This is a genomic window from Shinella sp. AETb1-6 (assembly GCF_009826875.1).
Lineage (GTDB): Bacteria > Pseudomonadota > Alphaproteobacteria > Rhizobiales > Rhizobiaceae > Shinella > Shinella sumterensis.
Genome location: NZ_WUMM01000002.1, coordinates 36,992 through 53,360 on the forward strand (window position 1 = coordinate 36,992; position 16,369 = coordinate 53,360).

Annotated in this window: 12 protein-coding genes; 5 read left to right on the top strand and 7 right to left on the bottom strand. The window is 64.3% G+C overall.

All coding sequences use genetic code 11. The features are described from left to right. Positions 1-141: 141 nt before the first annotated feature. The 3 genes from GR158_RS03435 to GR158_RS03445 all read right to left on the bottom strand — a co-directional run bounded on the left by GR158_RS03435 (position 142) and on the right by GR158_RS03445 (position 4,383). Positions 142-2,670 carry a methyl-accepting chemotaxis protein gene (locus GR158_RS03435; protein ID WP_160870021.1) on the bottom strand — a complete coding sequence of 843 codons (2,529 nt, stop codon included), beginning with the start codon at positions 2,668-2,670 and terminating at the stop codon, positions 142-144. Positions 2,671-2,906: 236 nt separating this feature from the next. Further along, positions 2,907-3,044: a hypothetical protein gene (locus GR158_RS03440; RefSeq protein ID WP_160870023.1), complete on the bottom strand. Its 138-nt coding sequence runs from the start codon at positions 3,042-3,044 to the stop codon at positions 2,907-2,909. 157 nt (positions 3,045-3,201) lie between these two features. After that, positions 3,202-4,383, bottom strand: coding sequence for an NAD(P)/FAD-dependent oxidoreductase (locus GR158_RS03445; protein WP_160870025.1), 1,182 nt, complete (start codon positions 4,381-4,383; stop codon positions 3,202-3,204). Between the two features lie 165 nt (positions 4,384-4,548). On the opposite strand from GR158_RS03445, the gene GR158_RS03450 reads away from it, so the two are divergent. From GR158_RS03450 to edd, 5 genes are all read left to right on the top strand, one after another. Further along, the gene (locus GR158_RS03450; protein ID WP_134649724.1) at positions 4,549-5,988 is read left to right on the top strand and encodes a glutamine synthetase family protein; all 1,440 of its coding nucleotides are present in this window, start codon (positions 4,549-4,551) and stop codon (positions 5,986-5,988) included. 94 nt (positions 5,989-6,082) lie between these two features. After that, on the top strand, positions 6,083-7,369 hold the full coding sequence (locus GR158_RS03455; protein WP_160870027.1) for an FAD-binding oxidoreductase: 1,287 nt from the start codon (positions 6,083-6,085) through the stop codon (positions 7,367-7,369). A 96-nt stretch (positions 7,370-7,465) separates the two neighbouring features. Then, entirely contained in the window at positions 7,466-8,938 is a 1,473-nt protein-coding gene (zwf, locus tag GR158_RS03460; RefSeq protein WP_134649722.1) for a glucose-6-phosphate dehydrogenase, read from the top strand. A gap of 9 nt (positions 8,939-8,947) precedes the next feature. Further along, positions 8,948-9,646, top strand: coding sequence for a 6-phosphogluconolactonase (pgl, locus tag GR158_RS03465; protein WP_160870029.1), 699 nt, complete (start codon positions 8,948-8,950; stop codon positions 9,644-9,646). Between the two features lie 167 nt (positions 9,647-9,813). Further along, positions 9,814-11,634: a phosphogluconate dehydratase gene (gene edd / locus GR158_RS03470; protein WP_160870031.1), complete on the top strand. Its 1,821-nt coding sequence runs from the start codon at positions 9,814-9,816 to the stop codon at positions 11,632-11,634. Positions 11,635-11,827: 193 nt separating this feature from the next. Here the strand turns inward: edd and GR158_RS03475 are convergent, their stop codons facing one another. From GR158_RS03475 to GR158_RS03490, 4 genes are all read right to left on the bottom strand, one after another. Continuing rightward, complete coding sequence (locus tag GR158_RS03475; protein ID WP_134649719.1) at positions 11,828-12,241, bottom strand: hypothetical protein; 414 nt, start codon at positions 12,239-12,241, stop codon at positions 11,828-11,830. Between the two features lie 130 nt (positions 12,242-12,371). Then, positions 12,372-13,463, bottom strand: a complete 1,092-nt coding sequence (locus GR158_RS03480; protein WP_160870033.1) for an ABC transporter ATP-binding protein — start codon at positions 13,461-13,463, stop codon at positions 12,372-12,374. 29 nt (positions 13,464-13,492) lie between these two features. Next, positions 13,493-15,145 (bottom strand): alpha-glucosidase, encoded by a 1,653-nt coding sequence (locus tag GR158_RS03485; protein WP_160870035.1) that lies wholly within the window; start codon positions 15,143-15,145, stop codon positions 13,493-13,495. A 77-nt stretch (positions 15,146-15,222) separates the two neighbouring features. Further along, the gene (locus GR158_RS03490; RefSeq protein ID WP_160870037.1) at positions 15,223-16,368 is read right to left on the bottom strand and encodes a carbohydrate ABC transporter permease; all 1,146 of its coding nucleotides are present in this window, start codon (positions 16,366-16,368) and stop codon (positions 15,223-15,225) included. Position 16,369: the final 1 nt, after the last annotated feature.

The window sequence follows — 16,369 nt, forward strand, 5'->3', positions numbered from 1 at the left end:
GGGCTCCTATTGTCCCGAAATGATAAAAATCAAGATATAAGAAAAGCTGAAAATCCGCCACCACATCCTGTAAATCGGGACGTCCAGGCATAAAAAAGGCCCGGAAATCCAGGCCTTTTTCGGTTATCAGCGGCGGCTCAATCAGGCGGCGCGGTAGGCGCCGTGATCGTGTTCTTCCGCTTCGAGGCGGAACTGCTCGACCAGCATCATCAGCGTGTCGGCTTCGCCCGCAAGCTTGCGGCTCGCCGCTGTCGTGACGTCGACCATCGAGGCGTTCTGCTGGGTCATCTGGTCCATCTGGTTGACGGAGCCGTTGACCTCCTGGAGTGCTGCGGCCTGGTCGCGGCTTGCCGTCGCCATCATGTCCACATGGTGGCTGACGGTGACGATCTGCTGGCTGATTGCGGCGAGCACGGCGCCGGTTTCCTGCACGAGATGCGAGCCGGCATTCACCTCGCTCGTCGATTTCTCGATGAGCACCTTGATCTCGCGGGCGGCACTCGCCGAGCGCTGCGCCAGCTCCCGCACCTCCTGCGCGACAACGGCAAAGCCCTTGCCCGCCTCGCCCGCACGCGCGGCCTCGATACCGGCATTAAGGGCCAGAAGGTTGGTCTGGAAGGCGATGTCGTCGATGACCTCGATGATCTGCTCGATCTGGCGGGAAGCCCCCTCGATGCGTCCCATCGCATCGATCGCGTTGCTGACGACGCCGGCGGAATTGTCGGCGCTGCGCTTGGTGGCGCCCACGACGAGGTTGGCCTCATGCGCCCGCTCGGCGGAGGAGCGCACGGTCGCGGTGATCTGCTCGACGGCGGCGGCGGTCTCCTCCAGCGAGGAAGCCTGCGATTCGGTGCGCTTGGAAAGCGCGTCGGCCGATTGCAGCATGTCGGCGCCGCTGCGCTGGATCGACAGGGCATTGTTGCGGATCTGGCCCAGCGTATCCTGAAGGCGCACGAGCGAGACGTTGAAGTCCTGGCGCAGCTGCTCCAGGCGACCGGAGAACGGCGTCTCGATCTGGCGCGACAGGTCGCCCTGCGCCAGGCGGCCGAGGCCTGCGGCAAGCGCGTTGACCGCAAAGTCGATCTGCTGGTCCATCGCCTGCTTTTCCGCGTCGTTGCGGCGGCGCTCGGCCTCCGCCTCGGCGCGTTGCTGTTCGCTTTCGGCCTCCACGCGGATTTTGGACAGGGCGTTTTCCTTGAAGACGCCGAGCGCGCGGGCCATGTCGCCGATTTCGTCGGCACGGCTCTGGCCGGATATGCCGGTGTCGAGGAAACCGTCGGCAAGGCGGCGCATCGCGCCGGTGATCTGCCCGATCGGTCCCTTGAGCGTCAGCACCAGCGCGATGCCGGCAAGCACGGCGATGGCCGCACCGACGACGGTCGCCAGCACCGAGACCTGGTTGGCCTTCTCGCGCTCCGAGCCGGCGCTCGTCTTCTGCTCCTCGGCAAACTGGCTGAGCAGGTTCCAGATGCTGTCGATGGACTGGCCGGCCACATCGAAGTCGGCCGTGCGCTGGGTGCTGATCTTCACCAGCGTGGCGCTGTCGGCGTTGATCTTGTCGATGACGGGCGTCACCGCTTGCCCGACACCGTCGAAGAAGGCAAGTCCGTTGGCGCTGCCGCGCAGGGTGTCGATTTCGCTCGTTACGATGGACAGCGACGCCAGCAGCTTGGTGCGATTTTCCTCCGAGGTTTCGCCTAGGAAACGGGCCGCGATGATTTCGGCGTCATAGATCGAATTGACCAGCTTGCGCGTGGCGGACAGAACGGCTTCCGACTTGATGATCGGCTCATCGAGTTCGCCGAAGATACGGGTCGCTTCGCGCATCTTCTCGCCGGCGCCACCCTGCAGCTGGATGGCGATCTGGCGGAAGCGGTTGATGCGGCGCGCCACTTCGGGAACGACGACATCGGCCGTATCGCTGGAGGCCAGGTAACCGCCGAGCTCGTCGATCGTGGTGCGGATGGTGGTGGAGACGACCTTCTGGCTCTTCGGCAGGATGGCCGCAATCGAGCGTTCGGTCTTCGAAATCAGCGGGTAGCGCTCCTTGACGAGTTTCAGCTTTTCGTCCGGCGTCGGGGCCTTGGCGAAGTCGCTGAGGAAATCGGCAAAGAACCGGCCTGCATTGGTCAGGCGGTCGGCCTCGCGCAGCATGCTCTTTGCGGTGTTCTCGTCCTGACGGACGGAGCGCTGCAGCTTGGTCGCCTCTTCAAGAATCTTGATCTGTTCGGCGGCAAGGTAATTGAGGTTCTTGCCCATCGCGTCATGCAGCCTGGTCTCGCGGGTATAGAGCAGCCACAGCCCCTCCATGCGCGCCTCGATGTCCTTGGTCTGCTTCTGGGCGTCGAGCAGCTTCGAGGCGTCGACGTCGGGGGTCAGGCCATCCATCGTCTGGCGCAGCAGCGTGACCTGCGCCTTCAGGCGCTGGTTGACCTCGTCACGGGTCTCCTTGCTGGTATCCTGCAGGAAGCGGTTCATGCTGGCATAGACGTCCTTGAAGCCGCTGAGCGACTGGAGGACGCTGTTGGAAATCTCCATGCGGCCCTGAAGCAGGCCGGTGGCATAGAGACCCGTGAAGCCGACGGCGCAAATGCTCAGAACGAACGGCAGGATGAAGACCAGAACCTTGGTCTGGATTTTGAAACGAGCAAGAATGCGATCAATAAACATGGCGGAACATCCGTTGTCGGCGCGCTCCACCCCTGCTCTCTTCCAGAGCCTCCCCAGGATTCGGACGCCGGATTACCGACTTCATGCGGCTGCAATGCCGCGTATCCGGGGGAGCATTCATTGCCAGCCGCGGGCATCCGTCATGGGACGCGGCTTCCGGAACCCTATCCAGAGATCATCGGGGGCAATCTTTAAAATTCCCTGACTTTTTAAACCGATTTATCCCGGCCCGAACGTCAAAGGGCGATGAGCGCGAGTGCCGTCACCAGAATGGCAGCAAGCGCGCAATTGACGCCGATCGCCAGCAGACGGCGGCGGCTTTCTTCCGTTGCGGCAATGGCGATGGCGCGGGCGGGGCGGCGTGTGGCAGGCATGCGGCGATACTCCGTTACGGGGAAACAACAGGCAACGCGGATGATCCGGTCTGCCGGCCCACATCATGTTGTCTCCCATCCCGAAAGGTGGGAAACGCCGACATTTCGAGAGCATCCGCCCCGAGGTCTTAACGGACGGTAAAGGACCGTGCAGGAATCACGCTTCCTGCCCCGCGGCGTGGCCGGAGGCCCAGGCCCATTGGAAATTGTAGCCGCCCAGCCAGCCGGTGACATCCACCGCCTCGCCGATGAAGTAGAGCCCCGGCACCGCCTTTGCCGCCATGCTGCGGGAATCGAGCGTGGCCGTATCGACGCCGCCGAGCGTGACCTCCGCCGTGCGATAGCCTTCCGACGCCGGCGGCCGGAACCGCCAGTCGCGCAGCCTTTGCACCAGCGCATCGATCCGCTTCCCGGAGAGTTCGGCGAGCGGGCCGTCGATGCCCAGATCGGTGACGACCAACTGCGCCAGTTTCTTCGGGATATGTTCGGCGAGAACGGTCTGCACCGCCTGCCGGCCGTTCTGCTTGCGGGCGGCGGCGATGATGGCGGCGAAGTCGAGATCGGGGCGGATGTGCAGGCCGATCTCCTCCCCCTCGCGCCAATAGGAGGAGATTTGCAGGATGGCCGGGCCGCTCAGCCCGCGATGGGTGAAGAGCGCCGCCTCGCGGAATTCGGTCTTGCCGTGGCGTGCCGCCACGTCCACCGCGACGCCGGGCAGGCCCTCGTGGGCGGCAAGTGTGGCGGGATCGAGCATCAGCGGCACGAGACCGGCACGGGTTTCGATAACGGGCAGCCCGAACTGCTCCGCGACGCGATAGGCAAATCCCGTGGCGCCCATCTTGGGTATGGACTTTCCGCCGGTGGCAACGACCAGCGAGGCGGCCTCGATCGCACCTTGCTCCGTCGATATGCGGAAGGACGTCCCGTCATGCGCGATGTCGCCGATCGCAGTGGAAAGCCTGAGTTCGACGCCCGCCGCCTTCATCTCGGCCAGCAGCATGGCAATGATGTCCTTCGCCGAATTGTCGCAGAAGAGCTGGCCCAGCGTCTTCTCATGCCAGGCGATACGGTGCCGCTCCACGAGATCGAGGAAATCACGCGGGGTGTAGCGGGCAAGCGCCGACTTTGCGAAATGCGGGTTGGCGGAGAGGAAATTCTTCGGGCCGGCATGGATATTGGTGAAGTTGCAGCGGCCGCCGCCGGAAATGCGTATCTTTTCGCCCGGCGCCTTCGCATGGTCGAGAACGAGCACACGGCGCCCGCGCCTGCCCGCCTCGATGGCGCACATCATGCCTGCCGCGCCGGCTCCGATAATGACGACGTCCCGCCGCTCTGCCACGTTGAAATCCTCTTTTTCCTCTCTTTCGGCCATCGCAGCAGAATGTCAATCCGGGCACGAAAACGGGAAATAGAACGGAAATCCCCGTTTTGATGCGCAGGGGGGAGCTAGCCAAGCATCAATCTGTGTCTATGATGGCGCATCATCAACCAACCCCGGTGTGTCATGCCGTCCAGGAAGAAAGTCGTTACGCCCACCATAGAGAAAGCAGCACGCTCCACCAAAATCCCTCCCGCCATCAGCGTGCCACGCGGAGTAAAGACCTGGAAGGACGCCGCAGACTGGCTTCGGGCCCGCGGCATTGAAGACATCGAATGCATCACGCCGGACCTCGCGGGCGTGCCGCGCGGCAAGATGATGCCGTCGTCGAAGTTCACCTCGAACACGTCGCTGGCGCTGCCTTCGGCGCTCTATCGCCACACGATCTCCGGCGATTACCCCGAGGAAACCGGCAATTTCCGCTATGAACCGCGCGACAGCGACCTCAAGCTGGTGCCGGATCTTTCCACCCTTTCCGTGGTGCCGTGGGAAACCGACCCGACCGCGCAGGTGATCTGCGATATCGTCGGCTCGACGGGCGAGAACGTGCCCTATACGCCGCGCAACGTGTTGAAGAACGTCGTGCAGATGTATCGCGAGCGCGGCTGGAAGCCGGTCGTGGCGCCCGAGATCGAATTCTATCTCGTCGCCGTCAACGACGACCCGGATTATCCGCTGCATCCGCCGAAGGGCCGCTCCGGCCGCGCCATCCTGGGCGGACAGGGCTACTCCATCGCCGGCATCAACGAATTCGACGAGCTGATCGACGACATCTATCACTTCTCGGAAAAGCAGGGCCTCGAGATCGACACGCTGATCCACGAGGAAGGCCCCGCGCAGCTCGAAATCAACCTGCGCCACGGCGATCCGATCGAACTGGCCGACCAGGTGTTCCTGTTCAAGCGCACGATCCGCGAGGCGGCGCTGAAGCACGGCATCTACGCCACCTTCATGGCCAAGCCCATGCAGGGCCAGGCCGGATCGGCCATGCATATCCACCAGTCGGTGGTGGAGCTCGACACGGGCCGGAACGTCTTCTCCAACCCGGACGGATCGCCCTCGAAGGAGTTCTTCCACTTCATCGGCGGCATGCAGGCCTATGTGCCGAAGACGCTGGTCATGATGGCGCCCTATGTGAACTCCTATCGACGCCTGACGCCCGACATGTCGGCGCCGGTCAACAATGCCTGGGGCTACGACAACCGCACCACGGCCTTCCGCGTGCCGGTGTCGGACGCGGCCGCCCGCCGTATCGAAAACCGCCTGCCGGGATCGGACGCCAATCCGTATCTCGCGCTCGCGGCGTCGCTCGGTTGCGGCCTGCTCGGCATCATGAACGGGATTGAGCCGAGCCCGCCGACGGAGGACACCGCCAACGAGGGCACGATCGATCTGCCGCGCGGCCTGCTCGAGGCCGTGTCGCTGCTCGAATCCGATCCCGCACTGGCGGAGGTGCTGAGCGCGGAGTTCATCGGGCTCTATGCCGGCGTCAAGCGCGGCGAGTTCGAGACCTTCATGCAGGTGATCAGCCCCTGGGAACGCGAGTTCCTGCTGCTCAACGTCTGAGCGGCCGGCGGTCCGGGCCGCCTGAAACGTCATCCCGATCAGCGGCCGGCGCCCCGGTGCGCCGCCGCAGCCTCCTGCCCCATGAGTGTGCGCTATGCCCTGGCAAAGCCCGATTTCCCCCGGCGTCTCCTGGTATGAAGCAAGCGTTGGAGACCGCCCCGAATATGCGCCGCTCGACGGCTCGGTCGAGACGGATGTCGCCATCGTCGGCGGCGGCTTCACCGGCCTCCAGGCCGCCTACAACCTCGCCCTCAAGGGCGTGCGCGTCACGCTCATCGAAGCGCACCGCTTCGGCGACGGCGCGTCGGGCCGCAATGGCGGACAGCTCGGCACCGGCCAGCGCACCGATGCGGAGGAACTGGAAGCCGAACTGGGCTACGAGCGCGCCAGGGCGCTGTTCGACCTCGCAGAAAACGCCAAGCAGCACATCCACGATTTCGCCGCCGCACAAAACCTCGACATCGACTACGTGCCCGGCCAGCTCAATGTCAGCCACAAGGCAAGCTATGAGAAGGACTTCCGCGATCATATCGAGATCGCCGCGACCCGCTTCGGCTATCCGCACATGCACTTCATGGACCGGGCGGAAACCGAGGAACGCGTCGGCTCGAAGCGGTTCTTCTTCGGCATCCGCGATACCGGCACCGGCCATATCCATCCGATGAAGCTCATCGTCGGCGTCGCGCGGGCGGCGCACGAGGCGGGCGCCAGTCTCCACGAAAGAACCCCTGCCCTCAAGATCGAACGGTCCGGCGGAAAGGCGGTGATCACGACGGCGCGCGGCACCATCCGGGCCGACAAGGCCCTGATCGCCTGCAATGCCTATATCGGCGATCTGGAGCCGAAGACGGCGGCGCATGTCATGCCGATCCGCTCCTTCATCGGCGCGACGGTGCCGCTCGATAAATTCCCGTCGATCATTCCCGGCGGGGAATCCATCGCCGACACGCGCTTCGTCGTGCGCTACTTCCGCAAGACGCGCGACGGCCGGCTGCTGTTTGGCGGACGCGAAGCCTACACCTCCGACAATCCTGATGACATGACGCCGCCCATCCGCCGGCAGATCGAGGAAGTCTATCCGCAACTCAAGGGCATCGAACTCACCCATGCCTGGGGCGGTTCCGTCGGCATCACCATGCCGCGCAAGCCCTATGTGCGCGAGGTCATGCCGGGCATCACGACGATCGGCGGTTATTCCGGCCACGGCGTCATGCTGTCAAACTACTGTGGCAAGCTCTATGCCGAGGACGTGACCGGCGGCAGCGCGGAGCTCGACCAGTTGAAGGCCCTGAAAATCCCGGCCTTCCCCGGTGGCTCGCGGTTCCGCTCGGCGCTTCTGTTCCTCGCCATGACGTGGTACGCGCTACGCGACAAGCTCTGATCTGTTCGGAAACACCGATTTTGTTGCGTCGCACGCTGGTGTTTTTAAATCGATTAGATTATAACACCCGGCAACAGAACGAGATCGAGATATCCGATGAGCAGCCAGATCATTCCTGTTGAACCCTTCGACTATGTCGTCTTCGGCGGAACCGGCGACCTTGCCGAACGCAAGCTCCTTCCGGCCCTCTATCACCGGCAGCTTGCCGGCCAGCTTTCCGATCCCACGCGCATCATCGGCGCGTCGCGAACGGCCTTCACGGATGCGGAGTACCGCAAGTTCGCCGTGGATGCCCTGAAGGAGCACCTGAAGCCCGGCGAATTCGAGGACGAGCAGGTCAAGATCTTCTGCGATCGCCTGTTCTACGTCTCGGTCGATGCGAAGTCCGACGCCGGCTGGGACAAGCTGAAGGAGCTGCTCGACGAGGGCAAGGAACGCGTGCGCGCCTTCTACCTGGCCGTCGCGCCGGCGATCTTCGGCGATATCTCCGAGAAGATCCGCGATCACAAGCTCATCACCAAGCAGACGCGCATCGTCGTCGAAAAGCCGATCGGCCGCGACCTCGCGTCGGCGGACGAGCTGAACAACACGATCGGCAAGGTGTTCCGCGAAGAGCAGATCTTCCGCATCGACCACTATCTCGGCAAGGAGACGGTGCAGAACCTGATGGCGCTGCGTTTCGCCAACGCGCTCTATGAGCCGCTGTGGAATTCCGCACATATCGACCACGTCCAGATCACTGTCGCCGAATCCGTCGGGCTGGAAAGCCGCGCCGGATATTATGACAAGGCCGGCGCGCTGCGCGACATGGTGCAGAACCATATCCTCCAGCTGCTCTGCCTCGTCGCCATGGAAGTGCCCTCCTCCATGGACGCGGAAGCCGTGCGCGACGAAAAGCTCAAGGTTCTGCGCGCGCTGAAGCCCATCGACCAGTACAATGTCGAGCGCCTCACGGTGCGCGGCCAGTATCGCGCCGGCGCGTCCGCCGGCGGCCCCGTCAAGGGCTATCTGGAGGAGCTGGACGGCGGCGTCTCCAACACGGAAACCTTCGTCGCCATCAAGGCCGAGATCGGCAACTGGCGCTGGGCGGGCGTTCCCTTCTACATCCGCACGGGCAAGCGTCTTGCCGCGCGCATGTCGGAGATCGTCATCACCTTCAAGCCGATCCCGCATTCGATCTTCGACCCCTCGGCCGGCCGTATCGAGGCGAACCAGCTCATCATCCGCCTGCAGCCCGACGAAGGCGTCAAGCAGTCGCTGATGATCAAGGATCCGGGTCCGGGCGGCATGCGCCTGCGCAATGTCTCGCTCGACATGAGCTTCGCGCAGGCCTTCGACGCCCGCAACGCCGACGCCTACGAGCGCCTGCTGCTCGACGTCATCAGGAACAACCAGACGCTCTTCATGCGCCGTGACGAAGTCGAGGCCGCATGGCGCTGGGTCGACCCGATCCTCAAGGCCTGGGAAGCGACCGGCCAGCAGGTGCAGGGCTACACCGCCGGCACCTGGGGGCCCAGCCAGGCCATCGCCCTCATCGAGCGCGACGGCCGCACCTGGCATGAAACGTAAGGAAGGCCGATGAGCGCGAGACTGCATGAATTCAAGGACGGTGCGGCGCTGGCCGAAGCTCTGGCGGATCGCGTGTCCGCAGCCCTTGCCGATGCCGTGGCCGCCCGTGGCAAGGCGACCATCGCCGTATCGGGCGGTTCCACGCCGAAGGCCTTCTTCAAGTCGCTTTCGACGCGCGATATCGACTGGGCGAAGGTGACGATCACGCTTGTCGACGAGCGGTTCGTGCCGGCCGACAATCCGCGCTCCAACCATCTGCTCGTTGCCGAGAACCTGCTTCAGGGCAAGGCGCAGGCGGCGCATTTCCTGCCGCTCTACCGCCAGGCCGACAGCGCCGACGAGGCGGCCAAAATCGTCTCGCGGGATGCGGACGCGCTCGGCGCGCCGTTCGACGTCGTCATTCTCGGCATGGGAACGGATGGCCATACCGCCTCGTTCTTCCCCGGCGGCAGCAATCTGGCCACGGCGATCTCGGCGGAAACGCCGCGCGGCGTCATCACCATGGAAGCGGAAGGTGCCGGCGAAACCCGCCTCACCTTCACCTTCGCCAGCCTTCAGGATGCCCGTCTTCTGGTGTTGCATATCGAAGGCCAGGGCAAGAAGGACGTTCTCGCCGCGGCGGAAGGTGACGGGCCGGAAACCGATATGCCGATCCGCGCCGTCCTGCGGCGTGCGGCAACGCCGGTCGATATCTACTGGGCGCCCTAGAGCATTGCCCGACGCCGGAGATTTCTTCGGCTTTCAATGCTCTGGAGCGCGCTCAGCCGGCTGAAGCCGAACATGCCCGGCGCATGGCGCCATGGACCCGCGGATCGTGCAGCTTTCGCGCTCGCCTTGCCGTGTAAAAATGCAATCGAGGAAGTCAGGATAATCTTATGTCCGCCGACAAGCGCATTGAAGCCATCACCGCCCGCATCGTCGAACGCTCGAAGCCTCACCGCGAAGCCTATCTCGGCCGCGTGCGGGCTGCCGCTGCCAGCGGCGTGCACCGGTCCGTGCTCTCCTGCGGCAACCTCGCCCACGGCTTTGCGGTCTGTTCCCCCGCCGAGAAGGACGCGCTCGCCGGCGACCGCGTTCCGAACCTCGGCATCATCACCTCCTACAACGACATGCTCTCGGCGCACCAGCCGTTCGAGACCTACCCGGCGCTGATCCGCGAGGCCGCACGCGAAGCAGGCGGCGTCGCCCAGGTGGCAGGCGGCGTGCCGGCCATGTGCGACGGCGTCACCCAGGGCCAGCCGGGCATGGAGCTCTCGCTGTTCTCGCGTGACCTCATCGCCATGGCGGCCGGCGTGGGCCTGTCGCACAACATGTTCGATTCGGTCGTCTATCTCGGCGTGTGCGACAAGATCGTGCCGGGCCTGACGATCGCCGCGCTGACCTTCGGCCACCTGCCCGCCGTCTTCATTCCCGCCGGGCCCATGACCTCCGGCCTGCCGAACGACGAGAAGGCGCGTGTGCGCCAGCTTTTCGCCGAGGGCAAGGCCGGCCGCGCGGAGCTGCTGGAGGCCGAATCCAAGTCCTATCACGGCCCCGGCACCTGCACCTTCTACGGCACGGCGAACTCCAACCAGATGCTGATGGAGATCATGGGCTTCCACATGCCCGGCGCCTCCTTCATCAATCCGGGCACGCCGCTGCGCGACGCCCTGACAAAGGAAGCCGCCAAGCGGGCGCTGGCGATTACCGCGCAGGGCAACGAATTCACGCCGGCGGGCGAGATGATCGACGAGCGCTCCATCGTCAACGGCGTTGTCGGGCTGCATGCCACGGGCGGTTCGACCAATCATACGCTGCACCTCCTCGCCATGGCGCGCGCCGCCGGCATCCTCCTGACCTGGAAAGATATTTCCGAGCTGTCGGATGTCGTGCCGCTGCTTGCCCGCGTCTATCCGAACGGCCTTGCCGACGTGAACCATTTCCACGCCGCAGGCGGCATGGGTTTCCTCATCCAGGAACTCCTGAAGCACGGCCTGCTGCATGACGACGTGCGCACCGTCTACGGCCAGGGGCTCAACGCCTATACGGTCGATGCCCGGCTCGGCGCCAACGGCACCGTGCTGCGCGAGCCCTCGCCGAAGGTCAGCCACGACCCGAAGGTGCTCGCCAATATCGAGACGCCCTTCCAGCCGACCGGCGGCCTGAAGATGCTCACCGGCAATATCGGCAATGCCGTCATCAAGATTTCCGCCGTGAAACCCGAGCGCCATGTCATCGAGGCGCCCGCCAAGGTCTTCCATGACCAGCTGGAGCTGAACGCAGCCTTCAAGGCCGGCGAACTCACGGACGATTTCATCGCCGTCGTGCGCTTCCAGGGTCCGAAGGCCAACGGCATGCCCGAACTGCACAAGCTGACGACGGTGCTCGGCATCCTGCAGGACCGCGGCCAGCGCGTGGCGCTTCTGACCGACGGACGCATGTCCGGCGCATCCGGCAAGGTGCCGGCCGCCATCCATGTAACGCCCGAGGCCGTGGACAACGGCCCGATCGGCCGCATCCGCGACGGCGACATCATCCGGCTCGATGCCGCCCACGGCACGATCGAGGTGCTCGTGGATGCCGCCGAATTCGCCGCCCGCCCGCAGGCGGCCACCGACCTCTCCGGTAACGAATTCGGCATGGGTCGCGAACTCTTCGCCCCCTTCCGCGCGATTGCCGGTCCGGCGGATCACGGAGCGAGCGTGTTGTTCGCTTAAGTGGCGCCTCCTTCGGTCAGGCCTGAGCCACAAACTCAACGTCATCCTCTGCCTTGAGCCGAGGATCCACAGGCAGTGGTCTGCGCTTGGACTGGATGCTCGGGTCAAGCCCGAGCATGACGGAGGGGGAGGTCGCGCCAAGCTCGATATCTGGCAGACATAAGAAGAGGAGCGTTTCGCCCCTCTTTTCACATCAGCCGTAGATATCCAGCGTCCGGTTCTGGTGGTTGCGGTGCGTGGAATAGACGAAGATGCGCTGCAGGTCCTTGTCGGAGAGCAGGCGCAGGAAGCGGGCTTCCACAACATCATTCGGATAGACGCGCTGCGTGAGGCAGCCGATCATCGGGATGCGGGCGCTGACGATGTCGAGGTAGAAGTTGCGCGGGAGCTGGAACTTCGTCGTCATGGTGATGACGGCGCCGCTGCGCGACAGCTTGACGATGACACCGCGGCGGGAGACGAGATTGACGAGGCCGCCGGTCTCGGTGAACTCGATGCGGGCCTCGTTGCAGGTGTCCTCCATCGGGAAGGTCTTTTCCCGGTCATACATGAAGGACTCTTCCTTGTTCAGGTAGCTTCCCCGCGATACGTCACCGTAAAATCCCATCAGACTGCTCGCCCTGGCACTACATTACCGGGAAATGCTACGGCGACAACGCTTAACATCGCGTTGAACGGCAGGCCTAAATCCTGCCATTCCCTAGGGTATCCGGCGCATTTTTCGCAGACGCCGCGTCTCAAAGAGCCCTGTAACTCTGCCCCGCAGCATTGAAGAGATGCAGCTTCGCCCTGTCCGCCGTGAAGCGGATCGTGTCGCCGCGCTTCACGTCGAGAATGCCGGGGATCTTGGCGATGATCGGCTCGCCCGGCACAAGACCCTCGATGTAAAGCAGCGTGACCTCGCCGAGCGCCTCGACGATCGATACCGTGCCCGCGAACAGGTAATCGTCGCCGGTCGAGATCTGAAGGTCTTCCGGGCGCACGCCGAAGCTCGCCGACTTCCCAACCTCGGACGCCGCCGTCGCGATGTCGACGGTGACGGTGCGCCCGCCGGTCAGTTCCAGCGCGGTCGCCGCGCCCGCAGAGGTGATCTTGGCAGGAATGACGTTCATGGCGGGCGAGCCGATGAACCGGGCGACGAAGAGATTGGCGGGGCGCTCGTACAATTCGAGCGGGGCCCCGACCTGCTCGATGCGGCCGGCCGACAGCACGACGATGCGGTCGGCGAGCGTCATGGCCTCCACCTGATCGTGCGTCACGTAGATCATGGTCGTGTCGGCCATCTGCTCGTTGAGCTTGGCGATCTCGATGCGGGTGGCGACGCGCAGTGCCGCGTCGAGGTTCGACAGCGGCTCGTCGAACAGGAAGACCTTGGGGTTGCGGCAGATGGCGCGGCCGATGGCGACGCGCTGGCGCTGGCCGCCCGAAAGCGCCTTGGGCAGGCGGTCGAGATAGGTGGTGAGCTGGAGGATATCGGCGGCCGCGCGCACCCGGCGATCGATCTCCTCCTTGCTTTCGCCGGCGATCCGCATGCCGAAGGCCATGTTGTCGTAGACGGTCATATGCGGGTAGAGCGCGTAGGATTGGAACACCATGGCGATGCCGCGCTTCGAAGGCGGAACATCGTTGACGCGCTCGCCGTCGATCAGCATGTCCCCGCCGGTGATCTGCTCCAGGCCGGCGATCATGCGCAGCAGGGTCGACTTGCCGCAGCCGGACGGGCCGACGAAGACGATGAACTCGCCCTGCTTGATGTCGAGATCGATGCCATGGATCACGTCCACGGCACCGTAGGACTTGCGGATATCCTTGAGCACCAGCCCTGTCATGTCTCTACCTCCCCTGTTGTTTTGGCCGGTCACACGAAGCGGGCGAAGAACCCGCTCCAGGCCGGAAGTTCGATATAGTCGTCATGCATGACGCTCGCGAAGCCGTGCCCTTCCAGCGCCTCGAGCGTGGCGGACGGAATATCCGCCATGCGCGCGACCGGGCTCATGTTGAAGGCGCAGAAAATCTTCTCGTTGCCGTGCGAGCGCACGAAGGAGAGGATCACGCCTTCCGCCATCTGAAACTCGATCTCGCCCTTGACGAGCGGCACGTGCTCCTTGCGGAAAGCGAGAAAGCGGCGGTAATGCGAAAGCACGGATGCATCGTCGCCCGCCTGCACGTCGACGGCGCGCTCCAGATGCGCGGGTGGCACGGGTAGCCATGGCTTGCCATCACTGAAGCCGCCGGTCGGGTCGTTGCTCTCCCAGACCATCGGCGTGCGGCAGCCGTCACGGCCCTTGAAATCGGGCCAGAACTGGATGCCGTAGGGATCGCGAAGATCCTCGTAGGCGATCTCCGCTTCCGGAAGGGCCAGTTCCTCGCCCTGATAGATGCAGACGGAGCCGCGCAGCGAAAGCAGCAGGCTCGACAAGAGCTTGGCATGCGCCTCATGGTCGTTCACGCCGGTGCCCCAGCGGCTGATATGGCGCACGACGTCGTGGTTGGAGAAGGCCCAGCAGACCCACCCTTCCGGGGCCGCCTTTTCCAACGCATGCTGCGTATCGGCCACGAAGGCCGGCGTCAGCGGTTCGGGCGCCAGGAACTCGAACGCGTAGCACATGTGCATCTTGTCGCCGCCGGAGGTGTATTCGCCGGCGATCTCCAGGCCGCGCTGGCTGTCGCCCACCTCGCCGACGGCGGCAATCGCCGGAAACTCCTCCATCAGCGCGCGAAAACGCTTGAGGAATTCCAGGTTCTCCGGCTGGTTCTTGTCGTAGATGTGTTCCTGGTAATTGTAGGGGTTCACGGCCGGCGCGGTCTGCGCGTTGCGCCGCTCGGGCGCGAGCGCCGGATTGTCGCGCAGTTCCTTGTCGTGGAAGTAGAAGTTGATCGTGTCGAGACGGAAACCATCGACACCGCGTTGCAGCCAGAAACGGGCGACCGAAAGCAGTGCATCCTGAACCTCGGGATTGTGCAGGTTCAGGTCCGGCTGCGAGGTCAGGAAGTTGTGCATGTAATATTGCAGGCGCGTGGGGTCCCACTGCCAGGCGGAGCCGCCGAAGATCGACAGCCAGTTGTTCGGCGGTGTGCCGTCGGGCCGCGAATCCGCCCAGACATACCAGTCCGCCTTGGGGTTCGTGCGCCGCGAGCGGCTTTCGACGAACCACGGATGCCTGTCGGAAGTGTGCGACAGGACGAGGTCGATCATGACGCGGATATCGAGACGGTGCGCCTCTTCGATCAGCGCATCGAAATCCGAGAGCACGCCGAAGATCGGGTCCACGTCCTGGTAATCGGACACGTCATAACCGAAGTCGCGCATGGGCGAGGTGAAGAACGGCGATATCCAGATCGCATCGACGCCAAGCGATGCGACATGGGAAAGCCGCTCGGTGATGCCGCGGAGATCGCCGATCCCGTCACCATTGGTATCCTGAAAGGAACGCGGATAGATCTGGTAGATCACCGCGCCGCGCCACCAGTCCTTGTCCGGCTGGAGAAGCGTTGAACCCGACGTCGTCATTCTCATATGTCCCGTCTGGGCGTCCCGGCCCGACGCTGTGGCAACGCCGGCGGTCCGCATATTGCTGGAAATGGTTGTCAGCCGCCCTTCACCGACCCCGCCAGCAGGCCGCGCACGAGGTAGCGCTGCAAGCTGAAGAAGACGATGAGCGGAACGATGATGGTTATGAAAGCGGAGGCCGTGAGGATTTCCCAGTTGCCGCCGCGCGAGCCGAGCAGGTTGACCAGGCGGCCGGTCAGCACCAGCTCGTTGTTGCCGGTGCCCAGGAAAACCATGGCGACCAGCAGGTCGTTCCAGGTCCACAGGAACTGGAAGATGGCGAAAGAGGCAAGGGCCGGGAAGGACAGCGGCAGGATGATCTTCACGAAGATGTCGAAATCGCTCGCCCCGTCCACGCGGGCCGACTCCATGATCTCGCGCGGCAGCCCGGCCATGTAGTTGCGCAGCAGGTAGACCGCGAGCGGCAGGCCGAAACCCATATGGGCGAGCCATATGCCCACATAGGTCTTGGCCGGCACCCCGAAGAAGGCGCCGACACCGTTGTAGAGCTTCAGGAGCGGAATGAGCGACATCTGCAAGGGCACGACGAGCAGGCCGACGATGACGGCAATCAGGATCGCGCGCCCCGGAAAGGGCATCCAGGCCAGCGCATAGGCGCAGAAGGCCGCCACGAGGATGGGGATGATCGTCGCGGGGATCGCCACCGTCAGCGAGTTGATGAAGGAGGCCCCGATGCCCTCGGCATTGAGCACTTCGCGATAGTTGTCGAGCGTGAAGCGCGGCGGGACCGAGGCCGTATAGAAGATGCGCTGGCCGCGCGTGCCTTCCATGCGCGTGGGCGAGACGATCTCGTAGCTGCCGTCCTCGTTGACGGTCAGCGTCTGGCCATCGCCGATATCGGCGGCGGTGCCGACCTCGAAGGCGGTGGGCTGCATGGGCCTGACACCGAAGGCGGACACCTTGCTCGTGCCGCCTTCGATGAGGTTGCCCGCAATCACGAACTTGCCGTCCTTCTCGACCTGCGCATCGGGCGAGGCCGCGCGGCCGGTCAGGTTCTGCGAGGACGTGGAGAGCGCGGTCCACCAGCCGGAAACGGCAAGCTGGTCCTTGTCACGCAGCGACGAGATCAGGAGGCCTGCGGTCGGCAGGGTCCAGAGCGCCACGAGCAGCAGAACGGACAGGTGAACGACGATGATGAGGGGCGAACGGGACGTGGCAATCATC

Coding starts and splice junctions, on each gene's coding strand:
- GR158_RS03480 (WP_160870033.1), bottom strand. CDS start 13,463: ATGACAGGGCTGGTGCTCAAGGATATCCGCAAGTCCTACGGTGCCGTG.
- GR158_RS03485 (WP_160870035.1), bottom strand. CDS start 15,145: ATGACGACGTCGGGTTCAACGCTTCTCCAGCCGGACAAGGACTGGTGG.
- zwf (WP_134649722.1), top strand. CDS start 7,466: ATGAGCAGCCAGATCATTCCTGTTGAACCCTTCGACTATGTCGTCTTC.
- GR158_RS03475 (WP_134649719.1), bottom strand. CDS start 12,241: ATGGGATTTTACGGTGACGTATCGCGGGGAAGCTACCTGAACAAGGAA.
- GR158_RS03455 (WP_160870027.1), top strand. CDS start 6,083: ATGCCCTGGCAAAGCCCGATTTCCCCCGGCGTCTCCTGGTATGAAGCA.
- GR158_RS03440 (WP_160870023.1), bottom strand. CDS start 3,044: ATGCCTGCCACACGCCGCCCCGCCCGCGCCATCGCCATTGCCGCAACG.
- pgl (WP_160870029.1), top strand. CDS start 8,948: ATGAGCGCGAGACTGCATGAATTCAAGGACGGTGCGGCGCTGGCCGAA.
- GR158_RS03450 (WP_134649724.1), top strand. CDS start 4,549: ATGCCGTCCAGGAAGAAAGTCGTTACGCCCACCATAGAGAAAGCAGCA.
- GR158_RS03435 (WP_160870021.1), bottom strand. CDS start 2,670: ATGTTTATTGATCGCATTCTTGCTCGTTTCAAAATCCAGACCAAGGTT.
- GR158_RS03490 (WP_160870037.1), bottom strand. CDS start 16,368: ATGATTGCCACGTCCCGTTCGCCCCTCATCATCGTCGTTCACCTGTCC.
- edd (WP_160870031.1), top strand. CDS start 9,814: ATGTCCGCCGACAAGCGCATTGAAGCCATCACCGCCCGCATCGTCGAA.